The sequence below is a fragment of the Enterobacter sp. R4-368 genome (assembly GCF_000410515.1).
Classification (GTDB): domain Bacteria; phylum Pseudomonadota; class Gammaproteobacteria; order Enterobacterales; family Enterobacteriaceae; genus Kosakonia.
In genome coordinates this window covers 2,228,707-2,253,367 of the sequence record NC_021500.1, presented here as the reverse complement: position 1 = coordinate 2,253,367, position 24,661 = coordinate 2,228,707, and the positions used below count along the sequence as shown (strand labels likewise).

Sequence of the window (24,661 nt, the reverse complement as noted above, 5' to 3'; positions counted from 1 at the left end):
ACAGACAAAGGGCGGGGAGGGCACCGGGTTCGATAACGATACCGCCCGGTATAATAAGGTTGCTGGTATTTATTGCTTGATGCGTTTACGGCAAGTGAAAAGGTATTTTACCGTGGGTTAGCGCTTCGTTTTGTTATGCTTTTCTTTAAAATCCGCAATCGCCTGATTGATGTTATCTGTTTCGATGGCGTCCACTTTTTCGCCTTCGAAAAAGATTTCATAGTGGCCTGAAACATATTTAAAGGTAAATATCTTACCCTGATAACGCACGCGCTTTTCTTTTACAGACAATCCCCTGCTGCGCATAGCCACTTTTGCCATTGTATCTATCTTTTTATTTTTCATAATAATTTGTCTTACCTGTGCAGGTTGTTTTGCGATGTTTGGTATTAAACCCACTCAATCTGATGTTAATTTGTTATTCATGGAAAAGATAGCCACGGTTGTCTGATTCGCTGGATTGATAATATGTGAAACATTTAACCTGATGTTAAGGTTGTCTTAATCTTCTGCGTATCCTGCAATTGTGAATTAGTGGATTAATTCATTTTTTAATTTTTGATGATATTTAATTTCAAACTCATTCTTCTGATAATAGTTTTGATTCTCATTTCATTTCCGCTACGATTAAAATCCACCCCGGCTCGTATGTGCTGACTGTTACACATAATTTAAAAGGAATGATGATGAAGAACCGCTTTTTGCCGCTCTGTTCACTTGCACTGGTCATCTCTTCAGTTTTTGCTGCTCCCGCGGCGCTCGCCGCCGATAACGACGACGGTATCGTGGTCTATAACGCGCAGCACGAAAACCTGACCAAATCCTGGGTCGACGAATTCACCAAAGAAACCGGCATCAAAGTCACGTTGCGTAACGGCGGCGACACGGAGCTGGGCAATCAACTGGTGCAGGAAGGCAACGTTTCGCCAGCGGATGTGTTTCTGACGGAAAACTCCCCGGCGATGACGCTGGTCGACAACGCCGGGCTTTTTGCGCCGCTCAATGCGGATACGCTGAAACAAGTTCCGGCGCAGTTCCGTCCGGCGCATGGTCGCTGGATTGGTATTGCCGCGCGCAGCACCGTTTTTGTCTATAACCCGGCGAAACTCTCCGCCTCGCAATTACCTGCGTCGATCATGGATTTAGCCAAACCGGAATGGAAAGGCCGCTGGGCGGCGTCGCCTTCAGGCGCTGATTTCCAGGCCATTGTCAGCGCGATGCTGACCCTGAAAGGTGAAAAAGCCACGCTCGACTGGCTGAAAGCGATGAAAACCAACTTTATGCCTTACAAAGGCAACAGCACGGTGATGAAAGCGGTCAATGCCGGACAAATCGACGGCGGCGTGATTTATCACTACTACTACTTTGTCGATCAGGCGAAAACCGGCGAGAACAGCAAAAACACTCAGCTTCACTACTTTAAACATCAGGATCCTGGCGCGTTCGTCAGCATCTCTGGCGGCGGCGTTTTAGCGTCCAGCAAACACCAGGAACAGGCGCAGGCGTTTATCAAATGGATAACCGGCAAGCAGGGCCAGGAGATGCTGCGTACCAACAATGCGTTTGAATACGCAGTAGGGGAAGGCGCGGCATCTAACGAAAAACTGGTTCCGCTGGCGCAATTAGACGCACCGAAAGTGGAACCCTCTGCGCTTAACAGCAAAAAAGTCAGCGAGTTAATGACCGAAGCCGGTCTTTTGTAATCACGCAGGAAAGAGTGCCTGATGTCCAGTTTAAGTCTCCCGGCGGCTAGCAATGCGGCCAGCCATGCCGCCCGGCACCGCCCTTCGCGGGTGCTGGTGGTATTTGCCCTTTTTGTCGCGGCACTGGCCTTACTGCCCGTTGGTTTTGTCATCGGTGTCGGTATTGATACCGGCTGGGCGACGGTGCAGGCGCTCATTTTTCGCCCGCGTGTGGGTGAATTGCTCGTCAACACCTTCTGGCTCATTGCACTTGCTGTACCCGCCAGCGTCGCGCTTGGCACGTCGCTGGCGTGGCTCACTGAACGAACGTCGCTGCCCGGCCGGCGCATATGGGCCGTGCTGGCGGTTGCGCCACTGGCGATCCCAGCGTTTGTACAAAGCTATGCCTGGGTGAGCGTTTTGCCAGGGTTTAATGGATTACCCGCGGCGGTGTTTATCGCCGTGCTGGCCTATTTTCCGTTTATTTATATGCCGGTCGCGGCGGTGTTGCGCCGCCTCGATCCCAGCCTTGAGGATGTTGCGGCATCGCTTGGCACCCCGCCGTGGCGGATCTTTTTTCGCGTGATCTTGCCCCAGCTCCGGCTGGCGCTTTGTGGCGGTGCGCTGCTGGTCGCGCTGCACTTGCTGGCGGAATATGGCCTGTTTGTGATGATCCGCTTCGATACCTTCACCACCGCGATTTACGATCAGTTTCAGTCAACGTTCAGCGGCCCGGCTGCAAATATGCTCGCCGGTGTGCTGGCGCTCTGCTGCCTGGCGTTGCTGCTACTGGAGACGGCGGCGCGCGGCAAAGCGCGCTATGCGCGGGTGGGCTCTGGGTCAGCGCGCAAGCAACAACGCCGCGCGCTTGGGCGCTGGGGCTGCGGGCTGGGGTTATTGCTGGCGGCGTGCACGGTGGCGCTGTCGTTCGGTACGCCGATTGCTGTGCTCGGCCGCTGGTTGTGGCTCGGCGGGTTTGATAACTGGCACCGCGCGGATCTCTGGCTTTCACTGCGCCAGACTCTTTTTCTGGCCGTTTGCGGGGCGCTGATCACCACCGCGTTCGCCATTCCGACGGCGTGGCTCTCGGTGCGCCATCCGCGCCGCGTATTTCGCTTTCTCGAAGGCTGTAATTACATCACCAGCGCATTGCCCGGCATTGTGGTGGCGCTGGCGCTGGTTACCGTGACCATTCATTACGCGCGCCCAATTTACCAGACCGAAGTAACGCTGTTTCTCGCCTGGCTGTTGATGTTTATGCCCAGAGCGTTAATCAACTTACGCGCCGGGATTGCGCAAGCGCCGGTCGAGCTGGAACAGGTGGCGCAAAGCCTTGGCACCTCGCCTGGCAGAGCGCTGGTGAGTGTTACGCTGCGGCTGGCTGCACCGGGTGCTTCCACCGCGGCGGCATTAGTCTTTCTGGGTGTGAGCACGGAACTGACCGCCACGCTGCTGCTTTCCCCGCTTGGTACGCGCACGCTGGCGACAGGGTTCTGGGCGCTGACCAGCGAGATCGACTACGTGGCGGCGGCACCTTATGCGTTGCTGATGATTTTGATCTCCTTGCCGTTGACCGGCCTGCTGTATAAGCAATCACAAAAACTTTCGGGTCTTTAAGATGTTAGAACTGGCAACAATTTCGAAAAGCTTTGCCGCTGCGCGCGTGCTGGATGACGTCAATCTGGTGATTCCTGCGGGTAGCCGCACGGCGATTGTCGGCCCGTCCGGGTCGGGGAAAACCACGCTGTTGCGTTTGATCGCCGGGTTTGAAATGCCGGACAGCGGGCGTATCGAGTTGCAGGGAAAAACCTTGTTTGGCGATGGCCAGTTTGTCCCGGCTCACCAACGCAACATTGGCTTTGTGCCGCAAGAAGGCGCGCTGTTTCCGCACCTTCGCGTCGGCGAAAACATTGCCTGGGGGCTTAAAGGTTCGCGCCACGAGAAGCAACGCCGTGTCGATGAGTTAATGGCGATGGTGTCGCTGGACAGCAAGCTGGCGGCGCGCTGGCCGCATGAGATCTCCGGTGGTCAGCAGCAACGTGTGGCGCTGGCCAGAGCGCTGGCGCAGAAACCGGCGCTGATGTTGCTCGACGAACCGTTTTCGGCGCTGGACACTGGCCTGCGCGCCGCCACGCGTAAAGCCACGGCGGATTTGCTGACTGAAGCCGGTGTTGCATCCATTCTGGTTACTCACGATCAGAAAGAAGCACTCTCCTTCGCCAGCCAGATTGTGGTGATCCGCCACGGCCGCTTTGCGCAGGTGGGATCGCCGTTCGCGGTCTATTCGCAACCGGTTGATGAGGAGACGGCGCTGTTTTTGGGTGATGCGCTGATTCTATCTGCTGATGTGGCACAAGGGCGTGCGCACTGTCTGCTTGGCGATGTGGCGGTGGATAACCCGGCGCTTTCTGGCGCTCATCGCATTATGTTGCGCCCGGAACAGGTGAGTGTGGTGCCGTGCGATGAGCATCAAACCTACCCGCAGGCACAAATTATCGATATGGATTTTGCCGGATACCTTTCGTCATTGACGCTGCTGTTTTCGCAAACCGGCGAACGCCTGACATTACAAGCCATCACCCGCCCGGACTGGCGACCTGGCATGAAAGTGAATCTGCAGGTTAACGGTAGCGCCCGCGTATTCCCCCGCTGAATGTGATGCCCGGTTAACGCCGGGTTTGTTTATCAATTGTCATATTCTTGAGACCGATCTCAAAACGATGTTTTCACATGTGTAAAACTTCGTTTCGTTTTGTATAGCCATAAAAATAAAAGCCTTTGTTGACCCGTAATGCCTGATGGCGTTCACTCTTGGCCACATTTTCCAGAAACAGAAACGCGCGATTACACCGGTGCAGCCTGCCGGGAGAACCTGTTTCAGGAGAATGATCCATGCAATACCCTCTGGGACTTAGTGTGCTGTTTTGTTGCCTGCCAGCAATGGCGAATGCGGCAACGATACTTGAAGGCGCGGTTTTCGCCGACGCGCCGCTGGCGGGCGCTCCGGTAACGGTGACCGACAGTTCAGGCAAGCGCCTTACCACCAAAACGCGCAGCGATGGACGCTATTCGCTGGCGGTTGATGCCCTCACACCACCGTTAACCCTTTCCACCACCCAGAGCACGGGCGGCGCTGAGTCGTGTTTGCGAAGCGATGAACCGCGGGCGCGCTGCATGGCCTCGCTACGGATTACGCTGCAAAAAGAGCGTCGTAATACCGCTAATATCACCCCCTTTACCGACAGGCTGGTCTCCGAAGTGGCCGGTCAGTTGGGCTATATCGGCCCACAGCAGTGGGTTGAACGCGGTGATAACAGCAAGCTGAATGCCGGTTTGCTGGCCGGGCCGCTGGCTAACTTTCGGCATGGCATGGCCGACGCGTTGCGTTTATCTGGCCTGAATGCGCAAACCGCCGATCCGGTGCAGACGCCCATTCGCACCGGCAACGGTATGGCGCGGATTTTGTCGGTGATTAACCACAATCGCAACTATGACAACAACAGCGGCGAGGCGGGCGCGGCAGTGCTGACCGACAGCGCCTTTCGTCCGATTGTCGGTTTACAGAACAGCGGGCCGTGGGAACCGTTAGATTTGCCGCGTGCGCTACGCGACCGGCAGGCTATCAGTAGCGCGAAAACGCGTATTTTGCTGGTCAGTGACTCCACCGCCGCTACCTATGAAGTCGCCCGTTTACCGCGCATGGGCTGGGGGCAAGTTTTCCAGCACGTGTTTCGCGCCGACAGCGGCGTTGTGGTGCTTAACGGTGCGCGTTCCGGGCGCTCCAGCCGCGATTTCTACAACGAAGGCTGGTACCAGCAAATGGCGCGTGATTTGCGCCCTGGCGACTATGTCTTTATCGCCCATGGTCATAACGATCAAAATTGCGATGGCGATAAAGCGGTGCGCGGCGCGGCCGACGTGAAAAACCTCTGCACCTATCCCAATGATGCCAGCGGCAATCCGCAGTTTCCACCGGGGGAACCATTGTTGTCGTTCCAGCACTCGCTGGAGCGCTATATCACGCTGGCGCGTGCAGCGGGCGCGACGCCGGTGCTGTTGACACCAACCACGCGGGTAAAAAACCGCGCCGGGAAAACGGCTTTTCAGCAGGGTGCCGACGATGTGGTGGTCAGCAGTCATTACACGGTGAAAAAGCCGGGTTACCGCTTTGCCGGAAACTACATCGACACCATCAAACAGACCGCCCAACGCAACCACGTGCCGCTTATTGATCTGGAAAAAGCGACCATCGATTTCGCCAATGCTCACGCCAGCGACTGGATGGATTACTGGCTGGCTGTGGATGTGAACGACCCGCGCTACCCCTGGTATAAAACGCAAACTTCCGGAATTCGCAGCAATCCTGATACCACCCATTTCCAGCAACAAGGTGCAGAAGCTGTCGCATCGATGGTAGCTGATCTAATCCGGACCACACCTGAATTGACCTCGCTTGCTGACAAACTAAAACCCTAAGGAGAGACCGATGAAAACACTGCACTGTTCACTGCACTATTCCGCGCTGTTGCTGGCGTGTATCAGCGTTTCCGCTCAGGCGAGCGAGTGGAACGCCATTGTCTCCACCGCGCCGCAAGCCGGTGAGTTCGCCACCATCAGCCAGGCGCTGGCCGCCGCGCCTGACAGCGGTACGCCGTGGCGGATCCTGGTCAAAGAGGGGCGCTGGAATGAACGGCTGGTGATTGAAAAACCGGTCACGCTGGTGGGGCAATCCAGAGAGCAAACGCAGATTGAGGCAAATACGCCCGCCGGTGCATTAGGCAGTGACGGACAGAAGCTCGGCACCGGGCGCACCAGCACGGTGGAAGTGCGTGCCTCTGGCGTAACCATTGAGAACCTGACCATTCGCAATAGCTTTGATTTCCCGGCCAATGCCGCGCTGGCGGATGGTGATGCGAAGAAGCTGAAAGACACGCAGGCGGTGGCGCTGATGGTGTCGGAAAATGTCGATAAAGCGCGTTTCCGCCATGTCCGGCTCGAAGGTTACCAGGACACCTTTTACAGCAAGAGCGGAAGCCGCAGTTATTTCACCGATTGCGAAGTGAGCGGGCACGTTGACTTTATCTTTGGCCCCGGCATTGCGGTGTTTGACCGCTGCGAGATTATCGCCCGTAACCGCAATGATATTGCCCCGCCGTATGGCTATATCACCGCGCCCGCGACGCAGGCGGATGAGAAGTTTGGCTTGTTGATCATCAACAGCAAGATCAGCAAAGAAGCGGGCGTTCCGGCGAAAAGTTTCGCGCTGGGTCGCCCGTGGCATCCGACAACACAATTCAGCGACGGGCGCTATGCCGATCCGAACGCCATTGGCCTGGCGGCATTTATCAACTGCGAAATCGACGACCATATTTACGGCTGGGATAAAATGTCCGGCAAAGATAAAGCCGGGGAGAAGATCTGGTTTTATCCGGAAGACAGCCGTTTTTATGAGTTTGATAACCGTGGTCCGGGCGCCGGGCAGGGCGGTACGAAATACCAGTTAAGCAAGGCGGACGCCGCGCAATATAATCTGGCGGCGATTTTCAGCGGCTGGGATAACGCGCTGCTGGAGTAAAGGATTATGCCCCCGTGAGCGGGGGCAATTTATGAAGATCAGTTGCCGTATTTCACGTTAAACCCGAGCGTATCGCCAACGGTCGTGTATTCACGGAAATTGAAAATCAGCGGTTTCCATTTGCCTGAATTAACAATGCCATTTTCATTTAACAGCGCGTTTTCAACCCATAAGTTCACGATATCCAGTTCAGCCAACATAAAACGGCCTTTATCGCTGGTGGAAACTAAGCGGCATTCCGCCTGGATTGGGCACTCGGCAACGCGCGGCGGCGCGACATCGACAGAGGCTTCTGTGTGTAACCCGGCTTTGGCGAATTTATCGTGGCAGATTTCAACGCCCCACTTGGTCTGGTTTTCCGACAGGCTATCGCCGCCGGTAAGTTTGCCGATTTGTTCCACTTTTTCCCAAAGCGTGTGATCGGGAATATTGATCACGGCGTCTGAACCGGCCAATAAATTATTGTAGGTTTTACCGCCTTTGCTGATGCCAATAATCAGTTTCTCGCCCAGAGAAATAGAGGAGGATGCCGCTGAAATATTTGTGTTGCCATCTTTATCTTGCGTAGTGACTAAAAAAACGGGAAAGCCATAATAAAAAGAATTGAGTTTGGATTTGCTTTTCATTGCGCGTTGATTCCTGCTTATAAATAATTATCTGTCATTTTTCCCCCGTCATGGTGTATTTATCAATAACCCTTTCTGAGTAATAAAATTCAGCGGAAATAACCCCTAAAAAAAGTAGTCCACAAATTATAAAACAGGTATATCATATGCAACAAATGCTTTTCCCCCTCCCGGCAAACCTGCTTTGCTGAGACACAAAGAGGATGAAACATGCAACGAATTGCGATACCCGCGAACTATGTCCACACCCGTTCGACGCCGTTCTGGACCAAAGAAACCGCCCCGGCGTCCATCTGGAAACGCCATCTCGATGCCGGAACACGCCAGGGCGTCTACCCGCGTTTGAGTGTGCTGCAAGGGACGATCCGCTATTACGGTTACGCCGATGAAACCAGCCCACAACCGGTAGAGACATTAACGATTAATGCCGGTGAATTTGGCGTTTTCCCGCCGGAAAAATGGCACAACATTGAAGCATTAAGCGACGATACGATATTTAGCGTCGATTTCTATGTTGACCCGAAAATTTTGATTGAAGGCTGAGGTAATTCTGATGACGACTGAAAACAAAGGTTATTCTTTAGCAGTTTCTAACCGTGCTAACAATGAGACGCAGGAAAAGGTCTATCTCAAGCCAATGTCGTTATATGTTCCTGATGTTGCTGTACAGGCGGTTGCGGAACTGATTGCGGGTCTTACTGACGATAAAGAAAGTTCCAGTGAAATTATCCTGACGGTGACTAACAATAATAACGGGGTTTCAGTGGATAAAGAGTTTTCCTCGCTTAATGAGCTGAAAGATCCGCTTAATGCCGCAGACGCGGTGAAAGAGTTGATTAATATCGTTCGCGGCTATGAATCGGACGAAGAAACTAACGTGTGCGGCTGGTAATCGAAGCGGCCTCAGGAGGTATTATGGCGCATCAAATTCCTGTTCATTTCCGTCATACCCGCTCAACGCCTTTCTGGACGAAAGAGACGGTTCCACAGGCGCTGCTCACCCATCACAACACCAAAAAAGGGGTCTATGGTCGTTTGTCGGTGATGCAGGGGGCCGTGAAATATTTTGGTTTTGCCAGTGAGCATGACACCACGCCGGAAGTGGAAGTGGTGATTGAAGCCGGGCATTTTGGCATTAGCCCGCCGCAATACTGGCACCATATTGAACTGTTAACCGATGACACCTACTTCAATATCGATTTCTTTGCCGACCCCAACGAAGCGCTGGAAGGGAAGGGGATTGGCCAGGTTGTGAATACCCATCGCAGCTAAACAATTCACGCCCGCTTTGCGGCGGGCGTTTTTAAAAGTTCTCAATAAACCGTTTTACAGCAGGCGATCGCTCGAACTTGCGCCACGCCAGCGCCACATCCGTTTTTAATGTCTGTTCCGCCATCCGGTGAAATGTCACTTGCGGGTGGCTGAAACAGGCCATGGATTGCGGAACGATGGCGAAACCGAAACCCGCGGCCACCATGCTCAGCGAAGAGGAGAACTGCGACGCTTGTTGCTGATTTTCCATATCAATACCCGCGCGCAGACAGGCGTTGTACACCAGTTCATACAGACCCGGTGCGACCTGCTGAGGGAAGATAATGCACGGTGTTTGCTGCAATTCGTTAAGCGAGATATCTGCTTTCGCGGCAAGCGGATGCGAGCGGTGTAACGCCAGCACCATCGGTTCTTCATCGATCAATTTCAGGTTGAACATTTTGCTGTTTTCGCACGGCAGGCGCACAAAGGCGACATCAATCAGCCCCTCTTCCAGCTCCTGCATCAGCGTCGCCATATTGTCCTCTTTTTGATACAGCGCCACCTGCGGATAGCTTTGATGAAACTGGCGAAGCGCGGAAAAAATCTGCGTGTGAAACGCGTTGGAGCTGGTCACGCCAAGGTATAATTTTCCATTAATTCCCCGCGCAATTCCTTTCGCTTTTTCCATTGCCGCATCGCTCAACGCGATGATTTGGCAGGCATCTTCATAAAACGCTTCACCCGCTTCGGTGAGCTCAACGCCGCGAGTTTGCCGGTAAAAAAGCGGTGTACCCACTTCCTGCTCAAGACGACGAATTTGCTGACTTAATGGCGGTTGCGACATGCCCAGCATTTCTGCGGCACGGGTGAAATGTTGCGTCTGCGCAACGGCAACAAAATAGCGTAGATAACGGAGTTCCATATTAAAAACATCTCAAACCCTGATGCTTTGTATATTGGAATCTATCGCTGAATCGCGTCAATAATTAATCAGCTTTTCTAAACGACTGCTCAGCGAGGTAAAGGATAATGAGTCATCTAACCGGTTGTTCTTGCGAGGAAAGTCTACGGGAAACATTTCGTGCCTTTTCAGAAACTCGCCCAGAATGTGTGATATATCAAACATCGCTAATGAGTGCGCTATTAAGCGGTGTTTACGAAGGAAATACCACGATTGAGGATTTACTTAATCACGGTGATTTTGGTCTTGGCACTTTTAACGAGCTGGATGGCGAATTAATTGCGTTCAATAGTGAGGTTTACCAGTTGCGTGCTGATGGCAGTGCCCGTGAGGCTAGCCCACAGCAAAAAACGCCGTTCGCGGTAATGACCTGGTTTAAACCGCAGCATCGCGTTGAGCTCGACAAACCAGCCAGCCGCCAGCAACTGCACGACATCATCGATAAAGCGATCCCCTCCGATAACATTTTCTGCGCGCTGCGTATTGATGGCCATTTTCGCCATGCACACACTCGCACCGTTCCGCGCCAGACGCAGCCTTATCGCGCCATGACCGATGTGCTTGATGATCAACCGGTGTTCCGTTTTAACGGGCGCGATGGCGTGCTGGTCGGGTTCCGCACACCCCAGCATATGCAGGGCATTAATGTGGCCGGCTATCACGAGCACTTTATTACGGACGATCGTCACGGCGGCGGACACCTGCTGGATTACCAGCTTGAAAGCGGCACGCTGACATTTGGAGAAATCCACCATTTGATGATCGACCTGCCTGCAGACGCGGCGTTTCTTCGCGCGAATTTACACCCGGATAATCTGGATGCTGCCATCCGTTCGGTTGAGAGCTGAGAGCCATTTAAAGGAGTAAATGATGAACAAAGAAAACCGTAAACATCAATGGTCGCACGGTGCGGATATGGTGGTGGCACAACTGGAAGCGCAGGGAGTGAAACATGTGTTTGGCATTCCTGGTGCCAAAATTGACAAAGTGTTTGATTCGCTTCTTGATTCAACCATTCAAACTATTCCGGTGCGCCACGAAGCGAACGCGGCATTTATGGCGGCGGCGGTCGGGCGTATCACCGGTAAAGCTGGCGTCGCGCTGGTCACTTCCGGCCCCGGCTGTTCCAATTTGATTACCGGTATGGCGACCGCCAACAGCGAAGGCGACCCGGTGGTGGCGCTGGGCGGCGCGGTGAAACGCGCGGATAAAGCCAAGCTGGTGCACCAGAGCATGGACACGGTGGCGATGTTTAACCCCGTCACTAAATATGCGGTAGAGATAACCTCCTCCGACGCGATTGCCGAAGTGGTCTCCAATGCATTTCGCGCCGCCGAGCAGGGGCGGCCGGGCAGCGCGTTTGTCAGTCTGCCGCAAGATATTGCCGACCAACCGGCGAGCGGCACTATCTTACCCGCCAGCGGTGTGCCGCAGTTAGGTGCCGCGCCGGATGCGGCGATTGACGAGGTGGCGAAACTTATCGCGCAGGCGCAAAACCCGGTGTTTTTGCTCGGGTTGATGGCAAGCCGTGAAGAGAATATTTCGGCGCTGCATCAGTTGCTGGAAAAAAGCCATATTCCGGTTACCAGCACGTATCAGGCGGCAGGCGCGGTTAATCAGCAACATTTCACCCGCTTTGCCGGACGTGTGGGGTTATTTAATAACCAGGCCGGGGATCGGCTGCTGCACCTGGCGGATCTGATTATCTGTATTGGTTACAGCCCGGTGGAATATGAGCCATCAATGTGGAACACCGGTGACGCGAAACTGGTTCATATCGATGTGCTTCCTGCTTATGAAGAACGCAATTACGTGCCGGATTGCGAACTGGTTGGCGACATTGCCAGCACGCTCGACAAACTGGCCGCGAAAATCGAAAAACCGCTGATCCTCACGCCGCGCGCCTCAGAGATCCTGATTGAGCGCCGCAACCAGCGGGAACTGCTCAGCCGTAAGGGCGCACAGCTCTGCCAGTTCGCTATTCACCCGCTGCGTATTGTGCGGGCGATGCAGGATATCGTGAATAACGATGTCACGCTGACCGTCGATATGGGCAGTTTCCATATCTGGATTGCGCGCTATCTCTATAGCTTCCGCGCCCGTCAGGTGATGATTTCCAACGGTCAGCAAACCATGGGCGTTGCGCTGCCATGGGCGATTGGCGCCTGGCTGGTCAACCCGGGCCGCAAAGTGGTGTCGGTTTCCGGCGATGGTGGCTTTTTACAATCGAGCATGGAGCTGGAAACCGCTGTGCGCCTCGGGGCGAATGTGCTCCATATCATCTGGGTCGATAACGCCTACAACATGGTGGCCATTCAGGAAGAGAAAAAATACCAGCGCCTTTCTGGCGTTAATTTTGGCCCGGTCGATTTTAAAGCCTATGCCGAAGCGTTTGGCGCCAAAGGGTTCGCTGTCGAAAGTACGGCAGAACTGGAACCCACATTGCGTGCGGCAATGGATACGGATGGCCCGGCGGTGGTCGCCATCCCGGTTGATTACAGCGATAACCCGCTGCTGATGGGCCAGCTCAATCTTAGCCAGATTCTTTGAAAACCAAGGAGATATGATGAAAAAAGTTGCATTTGTGACCGGAGCGGGTCAGGGAATTGGTAAAGCCATTGCGTTGCGTCTGGCGAAAGATGGCTTTGCCGTCGCTGTTGCCGATTACAACGCCGCAACGGCAAAAGCGGTGGCTGACGAAATTAATAGCAGCAATGGCAGCGCGATTGCGGTGACGGTGGATGTCTCTGACCGCGACAAAGTGTTTGCGGCGGTAGAGGAGGCCAGAACCAAACTGAACGGGTTTGACGTGATTGTGAATAACGCCGGTGTTGCGCCTTCGACACCGATTGAGTCCATCACGCCAGAAGTGGTGGATAAGGTTTATAACATCAACGTAAAAGGCGTGATTTGGGGTATCCAGGCAGCGGTAAAAGCCTTCAAAGCGGAAAAACACGGCGGCAAAATTATCAACGCCTGTTCACAAGCCGGGCATGTCGGCAACCCGGAACTGGCCGTGTACAGTTCCAGCAAGTTCGCCGTACGGGGGCTCACGCAAACCGCCGCGCGGGATCTCGCGCCGCTTGGCATTACTGTCAATGGCTACTGCCCGGGCATCGTGAAAACACCGATGTGGGCGGAGATTGACCGCCAGGTCTCGGAAGCGGCCGGTAAACCGTTGGGGTATGGCACGGAGGAGTTTGCCAAACGCATTACGCTTGGGCGTCTTTCGGAACCAGAAGACGTTGCCGCCTGCGTCTCGTACCTCGCCGGGCCAGATTCCGACTATATGACCGGTCAATCTTTGCTGATCGATGGCGGTATGGTCTTTAACTAAGTTTTATGGCTCGGACACAGCCTTGCCCTTGCGACAACGCAGGGGCTTTTTTGTTGATGAAAGCCATTCTCATCTCCACACTGTTGTGATAAGTTGCATAACAAATGCACGTTATGATGAGGAGAGTCCGATGGCCGACAGTGATAAAGCAGGGCATACCTTTTTGGCGAGCCTCGGGAAAACGCGTTTGCGCCCCGGCGGGGTGGAAGCAACCGAATGGTTGTTTAACCAGGTACCGCTAAATGAGCAGAGCCGGGTGCTGGAAGTCGCCTGCAATATGGGCACCACCTCGATTGAACTGGTACAGCGTTTTGGCTGTATGGTCGACGCCATCGACATGGATAAAAACGCGCTCGCACAGGCCCGGCAAAATGTGATTTCTGCCGGTCTCGACAACTCTATACATCTTAGCGAAGCCAATGCGAATAAGCTGCCGTTCGACGATAACACCTTTGATGTGGTGATTAACGAAGCAATGCTGACCATGTATGTGGACAAAGCGAAAGCAAAACTCATCAGCGAATATTATCGCGTGCTGAAACCCGGCGGCCGTTTATTGACGCACGACATTATGTTTATGCGCAGCGGGCTGGCGACAGATAACCAATCACAACTGGAGCAGGTAGTGAAATCGAATGTCAGCCCGCTGACAGAAGCGGCCTGGAAAACATTGTTTATCGACAATGGCTTTGCCGCGGTAGATACGCGCCACGGAGCAATGTCGTTGATGTCGCCCGTTGGGCTGATCCGTGATGAAGGTTTCGCGCGTGCACTGCGCATAGTTTTTAATGGCTTACGGACACGTGATAACCGGATGCGTTTTCTCGGCATGTTCCGCTTTTTCCGCGCAAATCGCCGCCAGTTAAACTACATTGCCTGCTGTTCGCACAAGGCGTAACAGCTCAGCTTTTGCGCGCTGTCCAGCCATGGATCAGCAGCGACTGGAAAAAGCGCTGTGGCGGGGTAAAACCAGCCTGTTCAATCAGTGCTTCCGTGGTTTCTGCGGGCAACAGCAGCAGGCGCTGCGACAGTTGCGCTTTGATTTCCGCCATATCGCGCGGTGCCTGGCTGGCGGTTTCGTGCATGGTTGTCCACACTTCGAGCTGTTCATCAAACGCCGGGCTGTGCATGTCTCCGGCGATTTCCGCCGTGATCACACGTCCATCATGTTTTAACTGGCTAGCCATTTGTGAATAGATGCCATCGCGCTGCGGATGTTGAATAAAGTGAGTCACCAGCAGACAGAGTACCGCATCATAATCGCCGCTGGCGGGAAGCTCATTAAGATAACCTTCATGTAATGTGCAGCGGTCGGCAATGCCCGCCTGGTCGAGCTTTTGCTGGCAGACTGCGAGCATATCCGGCGAGGGATCAATGCCGGTAAAGCGCCATTGTGGATGGTGCTGCGCAAGGCGGATGATTTCGCTGCCGGTGCCGACACCAACACAGAGAATTCGCGCTTGATGCGGCATTTTTTTCAGCAACAGAGAGATAAGCAGGTGCAGATTATTGGCAATTTCGCCCAGCCGCTCGTTGTAAGCATCGTACTGGCGCGAGAATTCGCTGTTAAAAATGTCGTTCGTATTCTGCACCACGTTATCTCCGGGATGGCTGATAATCATGTAACTTAAAATATTACATGAAATGAGATGGCGCAAGCCAAATGCGTTTTTCGGCAAACCAGTGCAAAAATGATCGTTTTGGTTATGGCGCGCTTTGCGTTTAACTGAGCTCGTCAACCTTTGCTGGAGAACGCGCTGATGAAGACATTGCTGCAACAGTGGCTTAATCGCCTTACCCCGACGCTGCCATTACAGACAGAAGAGGGGGAATATGACTCGGGGCGCCATGTTGCGCTGCTGATCCCGTTCGGCCTGCTTTATGGTCTTGATTATCATCCTTCTGTATGGATTTACGATGAAAAATGAGCGCTTTCACCTGGTGATGCGCTATAGCTACTGGAATGAACTGTGCGCTGAAGCGTAAAACCCGTCTGATATCAGACGGGTTTTTTGTTTGCGCTGCGCAGGGTTTTCGTCACTTCACAACTGGCGTTTTATAACTGTTCTTTCGATCCCATTTCTCACTTTTTTAGAATTTACGAAGGCGATTTTTTCTGGCTTATGCCTGAGGTCACATTTTCGACAATTCAACTTGTATGGTAGTAGACATAAATTCCCCAAGGGATATAACGTGAAGACTGCGATGTTTTCCGGTGGCAACAGGCGGCCGCTATTAGCGGAGCCGTTCTGGCACAAATAATTCTCTGTGGAGTTTTTATGTCCATGATAAATAAAGAACATTTACAGCCTGAGAGGCTTATAAAGCTGAGCAGTTGCGGGGGGTGGCTATGACCCGTAAAAACAGAAAAGTGACGATTCCTGTCAGCATTGGTTATGGCATGACAGACATAATGGGCGGTGGCGCTTTTACGGTAATTGGTGCCTGGCTGCTATTTTATTACACCACCTTTGTCGGTTTATCACCGATTCAGGCGGCATCCATTGTCGCGATTGCAAGGATTGTTGACGCAATCGTGAGCCTGTTTATGGGCAGTTTTACCGATCATTTTTATAAGAACTTTTTAGGCAAGAAATTCGGCCGCCGCCGTTTCTTTTTGCTTATCGGCGCGCCGCTGATGCTGGTTTATATTTTGTTATGGCTTAATGGCATGAATTTTTGGTTTTATCTTGCCGTTTACCTGGCGTTTGAAATTATTGCTGCCATGGTCTTAATCCCGTGGGAAACATTGCCCTCGGAAATGACCAAAGATTTTAACGATCGCACCAAGCTTTCCACTTGCCGCATGTTTCTTTCTGCGTCCGGCACGTTTCTCGCGACCTTTATTCCCGGTGTGCTAATTGGCTGGCTGGGTGAAAAAAACGCCGATGCTTATTTAATTAACGGTGTGGTCTTTGCTGTGTTGTTTATGGTCTGTGTATTTATTTCCTGGAAAGTAAGCTGGGAGCGCGAAATAACACCAGAAATGATGCAGGAGATGGAGAAAAAACGTCAAACTGGCAATGCGGCGCAAACACTCACCGGCGTGATTAAGTTATTTAAGGATTATGCCTCGACGCTGAAAATTCGTGCGTTCCGCAAGCATCTGGCTATTTATCTTTTCTCTTTCACGGCGAAAGACATTTATAACACGGTGTTTGTCTTTTTCTGTGTCTATTGTTTGCATGTCTCGTCTTCTCTGGCAGGAACCTTGCTGTCGATGAGCATCGTCGGGCTGCCGGTAACGCTTGTCGCGGGCTTCGCCATTATTAAATATGGCCCATCCCGGCTTTATGTTTTTGCCTACAGCATGATGTTGCTGTGCCTGGGCGGTTTCTTCCTGGTGTATCAATTCCCTCCGGAAAACAAAGTGGTGCTGCTGGTTATCCTTGCCGGGTTTTACCAGGTTGGGCGCTGCGTTCTGGAATTCACGCCTTGGAACGTGTTTCCGTTTATTCCGGACATTGACGAAATGGTTACGCGTCAACGCCGCGAAGGGCTATTTGCTGCCGTGATGACGTTTTCACGTAAAACTACGGTAGCAATTGCAACCTTTGCCGTGGGGTTGCTATTGCAGAGCGGCGGTTTTGTGAAAGGCAGTCTGCAACAGCCTCAGGAAGCAATCACTACCATTGTGATGCTGCTGTTTATCGGCACCGCCGGGCTTCTGCTGGTGGCAATGTGGCAAGCGCTGACCTTCCATCTCAATAAGCGCACGCACCGTATTTTTGTCGATGAACTTGACCGCCTGAAAGCTAATGGAAATAAACAGAGTGTGACGCCTGAAGCTCGTAAAGTTGTCGAAGATTTGACAGGTTACCGTTACGACACGCTTTGGACTGATGCAACAGTAGACGGTGAGGTGATATCCACTGCCGGATTAAGTAAAAGTTATATGCCGAAATAAGATTAATTTTTCGCTATATATTGTGCTGATGTCTTTAAAAACGGATTGGCTATTTTTCAAAGTCATTCATTGATGAAGCTATATCGTTTTGAGTCAGCGGAAAATTCTCGGTGCGAGTAATTTAGCGGGTAGAAAAAATAACTTACATAATGTTGCATATCTGTCATGTGAGGGCTGCGGTTTTCGTGTTTAATAGCCGTGGCTACTGTAACTCAGTTCGTTCCTTCAGATCGCGCAGAGTTGCAAATTTTAACCGTTAGGTTAATTCATCTTTTTTAAGGTTTGCTTAGACCTCCCGATTGCGATCCGGAGGTCTTTTTTTGCTTGTTGTGCCGCCTTTTTTTATTTTTCACGGTTGACACAAAATTGTCATAAATTCGCTCTATGCTGCCGTGGCTCTTAATATTATTCAAAAATTTAATCACTATTTCGATTCGGAGAGACTATGGCAATGCTTAATGCGTCAGTTCGCCTGATGGCTGCTGCTCTTGCACTTTCTACGACTACTGTTTTCGCGGCAACGAATGTGACGGGTGCTGGTGGTACTTTCCCGGCGCCTGTGTATGCAAAATGGGCGGCTGAATACCAAAAACAGACAGGATCTCAGGTGAACTACCAGGGGATCGGTTCTTCCGGTGGCATCAAACAGATTATTGCGAAAACCGTGGATTTCGGCGCTTCCGATGCCCCGATGAGTGATGATGATCTGGCGAAAAACGGCCTGTTTCAGTTCCCGACCGTCATTGGCGGCGTGGTGCTGGCGGTTAATATCCCTGGCGTAAAATCCGGCGAACTGACGCTGGACGGTAAAACGCTGGGCGATATCTATCTGGGCAACGTTAAAAAGTGGAACGACCCGGAAATCACCAAACTGAACCCGAAAGTCAAACTGCCGGATACGAATATTAACGTGGTGCGCCGCGCAGATGGTTCCGGCACATCTTTTGTTTTCACCAGCTATTTATCAAAAGTGAATGCTGACTGGGCAAGCAAAGTGGGTAAAGGCTCAACGGTGAACTGGCCGGTTGGCTTAGGCGGCAAAGGTAACGATGGTGTTGCCGCGTTTGTGCAGCGTCTGCCGGGCTCCATTGGCTATGTTGAATACGCCTACGCTAAACAGAACAACCTGACCTGGACAAAGCTGTTTGACGCCGATGGCAAAGTGGTTGAGCCGTCGCAGCAGAGTTTCAGCAACAGTGCCAAAGGGGCAGACTGGAGCAAATCGTTCGCTCAGGATCTCACTTTCCAGAAAGGCAAAGATGCATGGCCGATTTCGTCCACTACCTTTATCCTGGTGTATAAAAAACAGGATGATGCAGCGAAAGGCGCCGAAGTGCTGAAATTCTTCGACTGGTCTTACAAAAATGGCAACACCATCGCCAGCGATCTGGATTACGCGCCGCTGCCGGATTCCGTTACCGCTCAGGTTCGCGCTGCATGGAAAGCCAATGTACAGGACGCTTCTGGTAAACCGCTGTTCTAATCTCACTATCTCTTAAAAATAAACCCGGTACGCTACCGGGTTTTTTTTATTAGCCCGCAGCTATTTTCTTACGTAACGTTGTTTATTTTATTAAGTTAATCGATGAAGAGTTGTATTAAGGAGGTTAATAATATTGACGTTTCTTATATTGGCTTAAAAGACAGTTCTGTATCGATATTTCCATTCTCTTAATGCTTTTAAAAATATTCTAAATGATGCGCGTTGAATGTTTATTTATCACCCGACACGCTAGCTGAATCCTCTGATTTTGAAGTGTCGTGTATTGTTCTGGTTCTCAACCCCTGTTATTTTCTCACGCGGCCTTGTTTTATTCCCCTGCTTGCGGGTACTGTTCTATTCAATCCTGATGCTTTTGCTTTCACAGGCTTTATAGAAATTCAGATTTCTTGCGAGGTGCCAGGTCTCCACTTTTATTCCGAACTGGTGTCCATAATGTTGTTTACCGGTGAGTTTGTTCGAATAAATAAAATACAATCCTGGTTCATGAAACAAGGCCGAGAACGTTTTATTTCATTGGTTCTGAAAGTTAATTAAAGGGAAGCAAAAGCGTGATTAATCCGGAAAAGAAAGTTCAACGCCTTGTGAGAACTCAGTTGGCTCCGTTGACGGTAGCAATGATATTGGCATTACCTGCTGCTGCGCATTCCGCTGGTTTAAATATGAAAAATGGCACGCTATATAATGCGAATGGCGTGCCGGTCGTGGATATTAATAAGCCTAACAGCAATGGCCTGTCACATAATGTCTGGGACAATCTGAATGTCGATAAAAACGGTGTTATTTTTAATAACAGCGGTTCAGCATCCAACACAGTATTGGGCGGCACCATCCAGGGTAACAGCAATCTGACATCCGGGTCGGCAAAAGTTATTCTCAATGAAGTCACATCCAAAAATGCATCGACAATCAACGGCATGATGGAAGTGGCGGGCGATAAAGCCGCGTTGATTATCGCCAACCCCAATGGCATTACGGTTAATGGTGGCGGTACGATCAATACCGATAAACTCACGCTGACCACCGGTACGCCAGATATTCAGAACGACAAACTCGCGGGTTATTCCGTAAACGGCGGTACCATTACTATCAGTAAACTGGATAACGCCAGTCCAACTGAAATTCTGTCACGCAATGTAGTGCTTAGCGGGAAAGTTACCGCTGACGAACTGAATATTGTTGCGGGTAATAACTACGTTAATACAGACGGCCAGGTGACCGGCACTGTCACTGCGTCAGGTTCACGTAACAGCTATAGCGTTGACGTTGCGCAAGTTGGCGGCATGTACGCGAACAAAATTAATCTTATCAGTACTGAAAGCGGTGTCGGTGTGCGTAATCAGGGGGTTATTGCCGGTGGTACTGGCGGCATCAGCATTGATGCCAATGGCCAGCTACTGAACAGTGATGCGCAGATTCAATCGATCGGTTCAACAAAGATTAATACCAACGGCAAGTTGGATAACACTACGGGCGTTATTACTTCTGCTGGTGCTATTTATCTCGATACCAATAAGAACGCAATTGTTAATGCCCGTTCAGGTACGATTTCCACTACGGCAGATATCTACGTTAATAGCGGCGCATTTGATAACACCAACGGCAAAATTGCCGCCAGCGGTATGCTGGCTGTCGATACCAATAACAATACCTTTACCAATGCCGGTAAAGGGAACAATGTCGGCATTGAAGCGGGGATTGTCACCTTAAAAACTGGTACGTTAAATAACAGTAACGGCCAGATACATGGTGGCTATCTGGGGCTGGATACCGGAGCGATTAACAACAATAGCGGTATTCTGGAAACATCAGGCGACATGGATATTGCCAGCCTTGGCAACATCGATAACAACAAAGGCTTAATCCGCTCTGCTGGTGGCCATATCAAAATCGCTGCTGGTGGCGCGGTTAACAACAGTAGCACCAAAACAGCGGATACCGTCAGTTCCGACTCCTTAGGCATCGCGGGCGATACCAGTGTGGAGATCAATGCTAATAGCATCAATAACAGCGGTGGTCAGATCGCATCAAATGGCGATGTTTCGCTAAACAGCAAGGGGCTGGTCAATAACGATTCCGGCAATCTTCTTTCCAATAGCAAAGTGATTGTGAAGGGCGACTCCTATCGTAATGACTACGGTGGCATCGGCGGCAAGAAAGGTGTGGAGGTCTCGGTCAACGGTAACCTGAGCAACTATGTTGGCGTTGTGAGTGCGGAAGAAGGTGATATCTCACTGAGTGCGAACGCGGTAGATACTCACGGCGGTTTCATGTTGGGGCAAAATATCGCCATCGACGCGAAAGCCGGAGTAAACGCCACCCGATCGCTGGTATTAGCCAATAAAAAACTGACCATCAACGCGGGCGGGAATGTTGATAACCGCGATGGTAATAGCTTTGGCAATGACTTTGGCGTCTATTTCGGCATGCCGCAACAGATCGGTGGCTTGATCGGTAAAGGCGGCGTTGAGATTTCCGGGCAGAATATTTACAACAACAACAGCCGCATCATTGCAGAAAATGGGGCAATGAGCCTGCAGGCGAAAGGGAACATTGATAACACGCGTGCGCTGATGGTCAGCGGGGCTGATACCGCCATTAAAACTGGCGGGGCTTTCTACAATAACTACGCAACGATTTACAGTGGAGGCAACCTCACACTCGATACCGTTTCCCTGGAAAACTACAGCAACGGTACGCTTATCGATAATAACGCCACAGGTTTTATCACCTCAGATAAAGATATTACGCTGAATGTGGACAACAATTTCACTAACTACGGCTGGATCAGTGGTAAAGGCGCAGTGGCGCTGAATGTTGTGAAAGGGGCGTTTTATAACCGCAATACCATTGCCGCTGATAAGTCACTTGCGATCAGTGCCCTGAACGGTATTGAGAACGTTAAAGATATCTCCGCAGGTGGCAGCCTGACGCTGGATTCGCAGCGTCATGTGACAAATAACAACAACAGCAATATGGTCGGTAACGGGATAACGATTAACGCGGTAAACGATATTAATAACCGCGGTAATATTGTTAGCGATGGCGATATTAGCGTTGTGACCAAAGGTAATGTGTATAACTATCTCTATATGCTGGGTGGTGGTGATATCTCTATTACCGCAAACAACGTCACCAACAATAATTCCCTTATTGAGGCAGGAGGTGATCTGACAATTACCTCTAATAGTAATGTAGGTAATAACCGCGGTACGCTGCGTTCCCTGACGGGTGATGTAAATGTGACGGCAAAAGGAACGGTTGATAACTATAGCGGTAAGATTATCTCTGCTGGCGATGTCGGAATTAGCGGGAACTGGTTACGTAATGATTATGGACAGATTGCTGGCGGTACAGATATTGACCTTATCATGGCGGGCAATTTCGATAACTACCGGGGTTCGGTAACCTCGTTGGTGGGTGATATCAAGCTGGTTGCTAACTCGGTGGATAATAACAACGGGTTAATCGCAGGTGAAAACATCTCCATTGATTCCCGATCAAGTGTCTATAACAACACGGCGCTGATTGCGGCAAATAAGTCACTCACCATCAATGCTGCCGGCAGTATCGAAAACCGTGATGGTAATAACTTTGGCCGTAGCAACAGTGAGTATTTCGGCGTAGCGAGTGATGTGGGCGGTATGGTTGGTAAAGCTGGAATTTCGCTTTCCGGGCAGAACATCTACAACAACAACAGCAGCATGATTGCCGAAAATGGTCCGTTGAGTCTGTTGTCCAGAGGAACGTTTGATAATACCCGAGCGATGCTGATGAGTGGCGCCAATGCCCTGATTAAGGTCGCCGGTACTTTCTACAATAACTATGCGATGACCTACAGTGCAGGCAATCTCGATATCAGCGCCGCTTCGCTGCAAAACTACAGCAACGGTAAGCTGGAAGATGGAACAGCGACAGGCGTTATCGCTTCGGATAAGAACCTGAACCTGAGCGTGGATAACAGCACTACCAACTATGGCTGGATCAGCGGTAAAGGCGATGTGAATTTCAGCGTGCTGAAAGGTGTGCTGTATAACCGCAACACCATCGCCGCTGATCACGCGCTGGCGATTAATGCCCTGAACGGTATCGAGAACTTCAAAGATATCCTGGCGGGAACCAGCCTTACCCTCACTACCCAACGGCATGTTACCAACAACAGCAACAGTAATATGCTTGGGCAAAGCATTGGGATTAATGCGGTAAACGATATTAATAACCGAGGCAATATTGTCAGCGATTATGCATTAACCGTGAAAACAGACGGTAACGTGTATAACTATCTCAATATGCTGAGTTATGGCACCGCGAAAGTGACCGCAAATAAAGTCACCAACAGCGGTAAGGACGCGGTTCTGGGCGGTTTTTACGGCCTTGATCTCGAATCGAATACGCTCACCAATACCGGCACCATTGTGGGTCTGTAAGTCGCAACAAAAGGCAGCGGCAATCGCTGCTGCCTTTCCTGATTTGATACCCGCCCACTGCCTTACGCGATCAGCGTCATCACATGATTTTCCGCGATAAGATACAGACCAGTAAACTGGCATCCTTGTCTGCGCTCAGGCGTCAGCGGCTGCGTTAGCTCAAGGGTAATGCTATGTACCGAAGTATCGATACGACAGATTCGCGCCGCTTCAAAACCGAAAAAACATTTCACCTCAGGATAGAGCGCCTTAAACAGACTCTCTTTGGCGGAAAATAGTATCAGCAACGCCGTTTCATACGCTAAGCCACAGGCGGCAAGTAATCGCCGCTCCTCAGGGCTGGTGAACATCTCCGCCGTCTCCCTCATGGTCTTTGCGTCGAACATTTCAATATCAATGCCTGGCGTTAATCCTGCGTTACGCGGCGCAATAATCGCAATAGCGTGACCACTGGTATGAGAAAGGCTGCCGCACCAGCCCGCAGGCCAGACGGGCTCCCGGCCAGAAGACGTACCCACATGGCCATCACAGCCGGCGTTTTGTAATAATTGTCCGGCGGCATAGCGAGCCGCAAGGTACTCCGCGCGCCGTTTTACTACCGCTTTATCAAGCACCGAAGGAAAAGGGATGCCATATTCGCTAAAAAGGGCATCCCGGTAAGAGGCCGCGTCGAATGTGACCTTACAGTAAGCTATTGCAGGGAATTGCGTGATGCACCCAGTTTCTGACTGCATCACGAAAGCAGAAGAGGAATGACGTAGTTGTGGGGTAAACATATTTATCTATCATTAAGTTAACGAGTAAGTACATCGGTAAACGTGTTGTCAGCAAACGCAATCAGTGTACCGCAGGTGGTGTCGTCGTCACCTATTTCTTTCTTAACAGGAATGCGATGGTGGAGAATCATCTTGAGGAAATCGCACTATTACCATTCATCAACATCAAGGCTTTCTTTTATATTGTGGTTTATCTATCCATTACATGAATAATTGTGCGGAATAATAAAATAAACTCTTCTCGGAATTTTTCGTTGCAGTGATAAACGCAAATGTGAAACGGTTTTTTGTCAAATTAAAAATAATAACATCTTTATTATCAAGCGTATGGTGTTGTATATATCAATGAGGTGCTGTCAAGGTGATATATTTTCTTGCCATAAAGACGCAAAAGGTATTTATTATTAACTGCAAGGGTTATTACTCGCTACAGATCGTTTAATCTCAAGGGAATAACGCCATGAGTGAGCGGATGGGACTGATTTATGGTGTATTTTATATGATGTCAATCTTACGTAATGATTTCCCCCGGTATTATTACGTACTTTTTTAAAATGGCTATATCTGGTGTTAAGAGTGGACGGTTGCACTAATTGATAGGATTGTCGTTAAGAC

General features: G+C 51.0%; 21 protein-coding genes. 16 read left to right on the top strand and 5 right to left on the bottom strand.

Going from position 1 to position 24,661, the window contains the following annotated elements:
- Nucleotides 1-117 precede the first annotated feature (117 nt).
- Nucleotides 118-345: a hypothetical protein gene (locus tag H650_RS10485; RefSeq protein WP_020455240.1), complete on the bottom strand. Its 228-nt coding sequence runs from the start codon at nt 343-345 to the stop codon at nt 118-120.
- Between the two features lie 341 nt (nt 346-686).
- On the opposite strand from H650_RS10485, the gene H650_RS10480 reads away from it, so the two are divergent.
- The 5 genes from H650_RS10480 (at nt 687) to H650_RS10460 (ending at nt 7,257) form a co-directional block, all read left to right on the top strand.
- Complete coding sequence (locus H650_RS10480; protein WP_020455239.1) at nt 687-1,703, top strand: iron ABC transporter substrate-binding protein; 1,017 nt, start codon at nt 687-689, stop codon at nt 1,701-1,703.
- A gap of 21 nt (nt 1,704-1,724) precedes the next feature.
- Nucleotides 1,725-3,299 (top strand): ABC transporter permease, encoded by a 1,575-nt coding sequence (locus H650_RS10475; RefSeq protein ID WP_020455238.1) that lies wholly within the window; start codon nt 1,725-1,727, stop codon nt 3,297-3,299.
- A 1-nt stretch (nt 3,300) separates the two neighbouring features.
- The gene (locus H650_RS10470; RefSeq protein ID WP_020455237.1) at nt 3,301-4,335 is read left to right on the top strand and encodes an ABC transporter ATP-binding protein; all 1,035 of its coding nucleotides are present in this window, start codon (nt 3,301-3,303) and stop codon (nt 4,333-4,335) included.
- A 239-nt stretch (nt 4,336-4,574) separates the two neighbouring features.
- On the top strand, nt 4,575-6,158 hold the full coding sequence (locus H650_RS10465; protein ID WP_020455235.1) for a rhamnogalacturonan acetylesterase: 1,584 nt from the start codon (nt 4,575-4,577) through the stop codon (nt 6,156-6,158).
- A 10-nt stretch (nt 6,159-6,168) separates the two neighbouring features.
- Nucleotides 6,169-7,257 carry a pectinesterase family protein gene (locus tag H650_RS10460; protein ID WP_020455234.1) on the top strand — a complete coding sequence of 363 codons (1,089 nt, stop codon included), beginning with the start codon at nt 6,169-6,171 and terminating at the stop codon, nt 7,255-7,257.
- A gap of 38 nt (nt 7,258-7,295) precedes the next feature.
- Here H650_RS10460 and H650_RS10455 read toward each other — a convergent pair whose 3' ends face one another.
- Nucleotides 7,296-7,883: a flavin reductase family protein gene (locus tag H650_RS10455; RefSeq protein WP_020455233.1), complete on the bottom strand. Its 588-nt coding sequence runs from the start codon at nt 7,881-7,883 to the stop codon at nt 7,296-7,298.
- Between the two features lie 210 nt (nt 7,884-8,093).
- Between H650_RS10455 and H650_RS10450 the strand changes: the two genes are divergently transcribed.
- Genes H650_RS10450 through H650_RS10440 form a run of 3 tightly spaced genes read left to right on the top strand, consistent with a single transcriptional unit; the run spans nt 8,094 to nt 9,155 of the window.
- On the top strand, nt 8,094-8,426 hold the full coding sequence (locus H650_RS10450; protein ID WP_020455232.1) for a TehB family protein: 333 nt from the start codon (nt 8,094-8,096) through the stop codon (nt 8,424-8,426).
- Between the two features lie 10 nt (nt 8,427-8,436).
- Entirely contained in the window at nt 8,437-8,775 is a 339-nt protein-coding gene (locus H650_RS10445; RefSeq protein ID WP_020455231.1) for a DUF1869 domain-containing protein, read from the top strand.
- A gap of 23 nt (nt 8,776-8,798) precedes the next feature.
- Nucleotides 8,799-9,155, top strand: a complete 357-nt coding sequence (locus tag H650_RS10440; RefSeq protein WP_020455230.1) for a TehB family protein — start codon at nt 8,799-8,801, stop codon at nt 9,153-9,155.
- Nucleotides 9,156-9,186: 31 nt separating this feature from the next.
- Here the strand turns inward: H650_RS10440 and H650_RS10435 are convergent, their stop codons facing one another.
- Nucleotides 9,187-10,059, bottom strand: a complete 873-nt coding sequence (locus tag H650_RS10435) for a LysR family transcriptional regulator (protein ID WP_020455229.1) — start codon at nt 10,057-10,059, stop codon at nt 9,187-9,189.
- A 107-nt stretch (nt 10,060-10,166) separates the two neighbouring features.
- Here H650_RS10435 and budA point away from each other — a divergent pair, with 107 nt between their 5' ends.
- From budA to H650_RS10415, 4 genes are all read left to right on the top strand, one after another.
- The gene (gene budA, locus H650_RS10430; protein ID WP_044489487.1) at nt 10,167-10,946 is read left to right on the top strand and encodes an acetolactate decarboxylase; all 780 of its coding nucleotides are present in this window, start codon (nt 10,167-10,169) and stop codon (nt 10,944-10,946) included.
- Nucleotides 10,947-10,968: 22 nt separating this feature from the next.
- A complete protein-coding gene (gene alsS / locus H650_RS10425; RefSeq protein WP_020455227.1) occupies nt 10,969-12,648 on the top strand; it encodes an acetolactate synthase AlsS in 1,680 nt (559 codons plus the stop codon).
- A gap of 16 nt (nt 12,649-12,664) precedes the next feature.
- On the top strand, nt 12,665-13,435 hold the full coding sequence (locus tag H650_RS10420; RefSeq protein WP_020455226.1) for a (S)-acetoin forming diacetyl reductase: 771 nt from the start codon (nt 12,665-12,667) through the stop codon (nt 13,433-13,435).
- A gap of 130 nt (nt 13,436-13,565) precedes the next feature.
- On the top strand, nt 13,566-14,333 hold the full coding sequence (locus H650_RS10415) for a class I SAM-dependent methyltransferase (RefSeq protein WP_020455225.1): 768 nt from the start codon (nt 13,566-13,568) through the stop codon (nt 14,331-14,333).
- 4 nt (nt 14,334-14,337) lie between these two features.
- On the opposite strand, the gene H650_RS10410 is transcribed toward H650_RS10415, so the two are convergent.
- A complete protein-coding gene (locus H650_RS10410) occupies nt 14,338-15,030 on the bottom strand; it encodes a class I SAM-dependent methyltransferase (RefSeq protein WP_020455224.1) in 693 nt (230 codons plus the stop codon).
- A 165-nt stretch (nt 15,031-15,195) separates the two neighbouring features.
- Between H650_RS10410 and H650_RS25730 the strand changes: the two genes are divergently transcribed.
- The 4 genes from H650_RS25730 (at nt 15,196) to H650_RS10395 (ending at nt 23,270) form a co-directional block, all read left to right on the top strand.
- Nucleotides 15,196-15,363, top strand: coding sequence for a hypothetical protein (locus tag H650_RS25730; RefSeq protein ID WP_020455223.1), 168 nt, complete (start codon nt 15,196-15,198; stop codon nt 15,361-15,363).
- 422 nt (nt 15,364-15,785) lie between these two features.
- On the top strand, nt 15,786-17,342 hold the full coding sequence (locus tag H650_RS10405; protein ID WP_020455222.1) for an MFS transporter: 1,557 nt from the start codon (nt 15,786-15,788) through the stop codon (nt 17,340-17,342).
- A gap of 451 nt (nt 17,343-17,793) precedes the next feature.
- The gene (pstS, locus tag H650_RS10400; protein WP_370447820.1) at nt 17,794-18,825 is read left to right on the top strand and encodes a phosphate ABC transporter substrate-binding protein PstS; all 1,032 of its coding nucleotides are present in this window, start codon (nt 17,794-17,796) and stop codon (nt 18,823-18,825) included.
- Nucleotides 18,826-19,505: 680 nt separating this feature from the next.
- Nucleotides 19,506-23,270: a two-partner secretion domain-containing protein gene (locus tag H650_RS10395; RefSeq protein WP_020455220.1), complete on the top strand. Its 3,765-nt coding sequence runs from the start codon at nt 19,506-19,508 to the stop codon at nt 23,268-23,270.
- Nucleotides 23,271-23,332: 62 nt separating this feature from the next.
- On the opposite strand, the gene H650_RS10390 is transcribed toward H650_RS10395, so the two are convergent.
- Complete coding sequence (locus H650_RS10390) at nt 23,333-24,046, bottom strand: 4'-phosphopantetheinyl transferase family protein (RefSeq protein WP_044489485.1); 714 nt, start codon at nt 24,044-24,046, stop codon at nt 23,333-23,335.
- Nucleotides 24,047-24,661 lie beyond the last annotated feature (615 nt).

Bases quoted from the DNA above. Each gene is read 5' to 3' on its own strand.
- H650_RS10485 (WP_020455240.1), bottom strand. From the start codon at position 345: ATGAAAAATAAAAAGATAGATACAATGGCAAAAGTGGCTATGCGCAGC.
- H650_RS10480 (WP_020455239.1), top strand. From the start codon at position 687: ATGAAGAACCGCTTTTTGCCGCTCTGTTCACTTGCACTGGTCATCTCT.
- H650_RS10475 (WP_020455238.1), top strand. From the start codon at position 1,725: ATGTCCAGTTTAAGTCTCCCGGCGGCTAGCAATGCGGCCAGCCATGCC.
- H650_RS10470 (WP_020455237.1), top strand. From the start codon at position 3,301: ATGTTAGAACTGGCAACAATTTCGAAAAGCTTTGCCGCTGCGCGCGTG.
- H650_RS10465 (WP_020455235.1), top strand. From the start codon at position 4,575: ATGCAATACCCTCTGGGACTTAGTGTGCTGTTTTGTTGCCTGCCAGCA.
- H650_RS10460 (WP_020455234.1), top strand. From the start codon at position 6,169: ATGAAAACACTGCACTGTTCACTGCACTATTCCGCGCTGTTGCTGGCG.
- H650_RS10455 (WP_020455233.1), bottom strand. From the start codon at position 7,883: ATGAAAAGCAAATCCAAACTCAATTCTTTTTATTATGGCTTTCCCGTT.
- H650_RS10450 (WP_020455232.1), top strand. From the start codon at position 8,094: ATGCAACGAATTGCGATACCCGCGAACTATGTCCACACCCGTTCGACG.
- H650_RS10445 (WP_020455231.1), top strand. From the start codon at position 8,437: ATGACGACTGAAAACAAAGGTTATTCTTTAGCAGTTTCTAACCGTGCT.
- H650_RS10440 (WP_020455230.1), top strand. From the start codon at position 8,799: ATGGCGCATCAAATTCCTGTTCATTTCCGTCATACCCGCTCAACGCCT.
- H650_RS10435 (WP_020455229.1), bottom strand. From the start codon at position 10,059: ATGGAACTCCGTTATCTACGCTATTTTGTTGCCGTTGCGCAGACGCAA.
- budA (WP_044489487.1), top strand. From the start codon at position 10,167: ATGAGTCATCTAACCGGTTGTTCTTGCGAGGAAAGTCTACGGGAAACA.
- alsS (WP_020455227.1), top strand. From the start codon at position 10,969: ATGAACAAAGAAAACCGTAAACATCAATGGTCGCACGGTGCGGATATG.
- H650_RS10420 (WP_020455226.1), top strand. From the start codon at position 12,665: ATGAAAAAAGTTGCATTTGTGACCGGAGCGGGTCAGGGAATTGGTAAA.
- H650_RS10415 (WP_020455225.1), top strand. From the start codon at position 13,566: ATGGCCGACAGTGATAAAGCAGGGCATACCTTTTTGGCGAGCCTCGGG.
- H650_RS25730 (WP_020455223.1), top strand. From the start codon at position 15,196: ATGAAGACATTGCTGCAACAGTGGCTTAATCGCCTTACCCCGACGCTG.
- H650_RS10405 (WP_020455222.1), top strand. From the start codon at position 15,786: ATGACCCGTAAAAACAGAAAAGTGACGATTCCTGTCAGCATTGGTTAT.
- pstS (WP_370447820.1), top strand. From the start codon at position 17,794: ATGCTTAATGCGTCAGTTCGCCTGATGGCTGCTGCTCTTGCACTTTCT.
- H650_RS10395 (WP_020455220.1), top strand. From the start codon at position 19,506: ATGAAAAATGGCACGCTATATAATGCGAATGGCGTGCCGGTCGTGGAT.
- H650_RS10390 (WP_044489485.1), bottom strand. From the start codon at position 24,046: ATGTTTACCCCACAACTACGTCATTCCTCTTCTGCTTTCGTGATGCAG.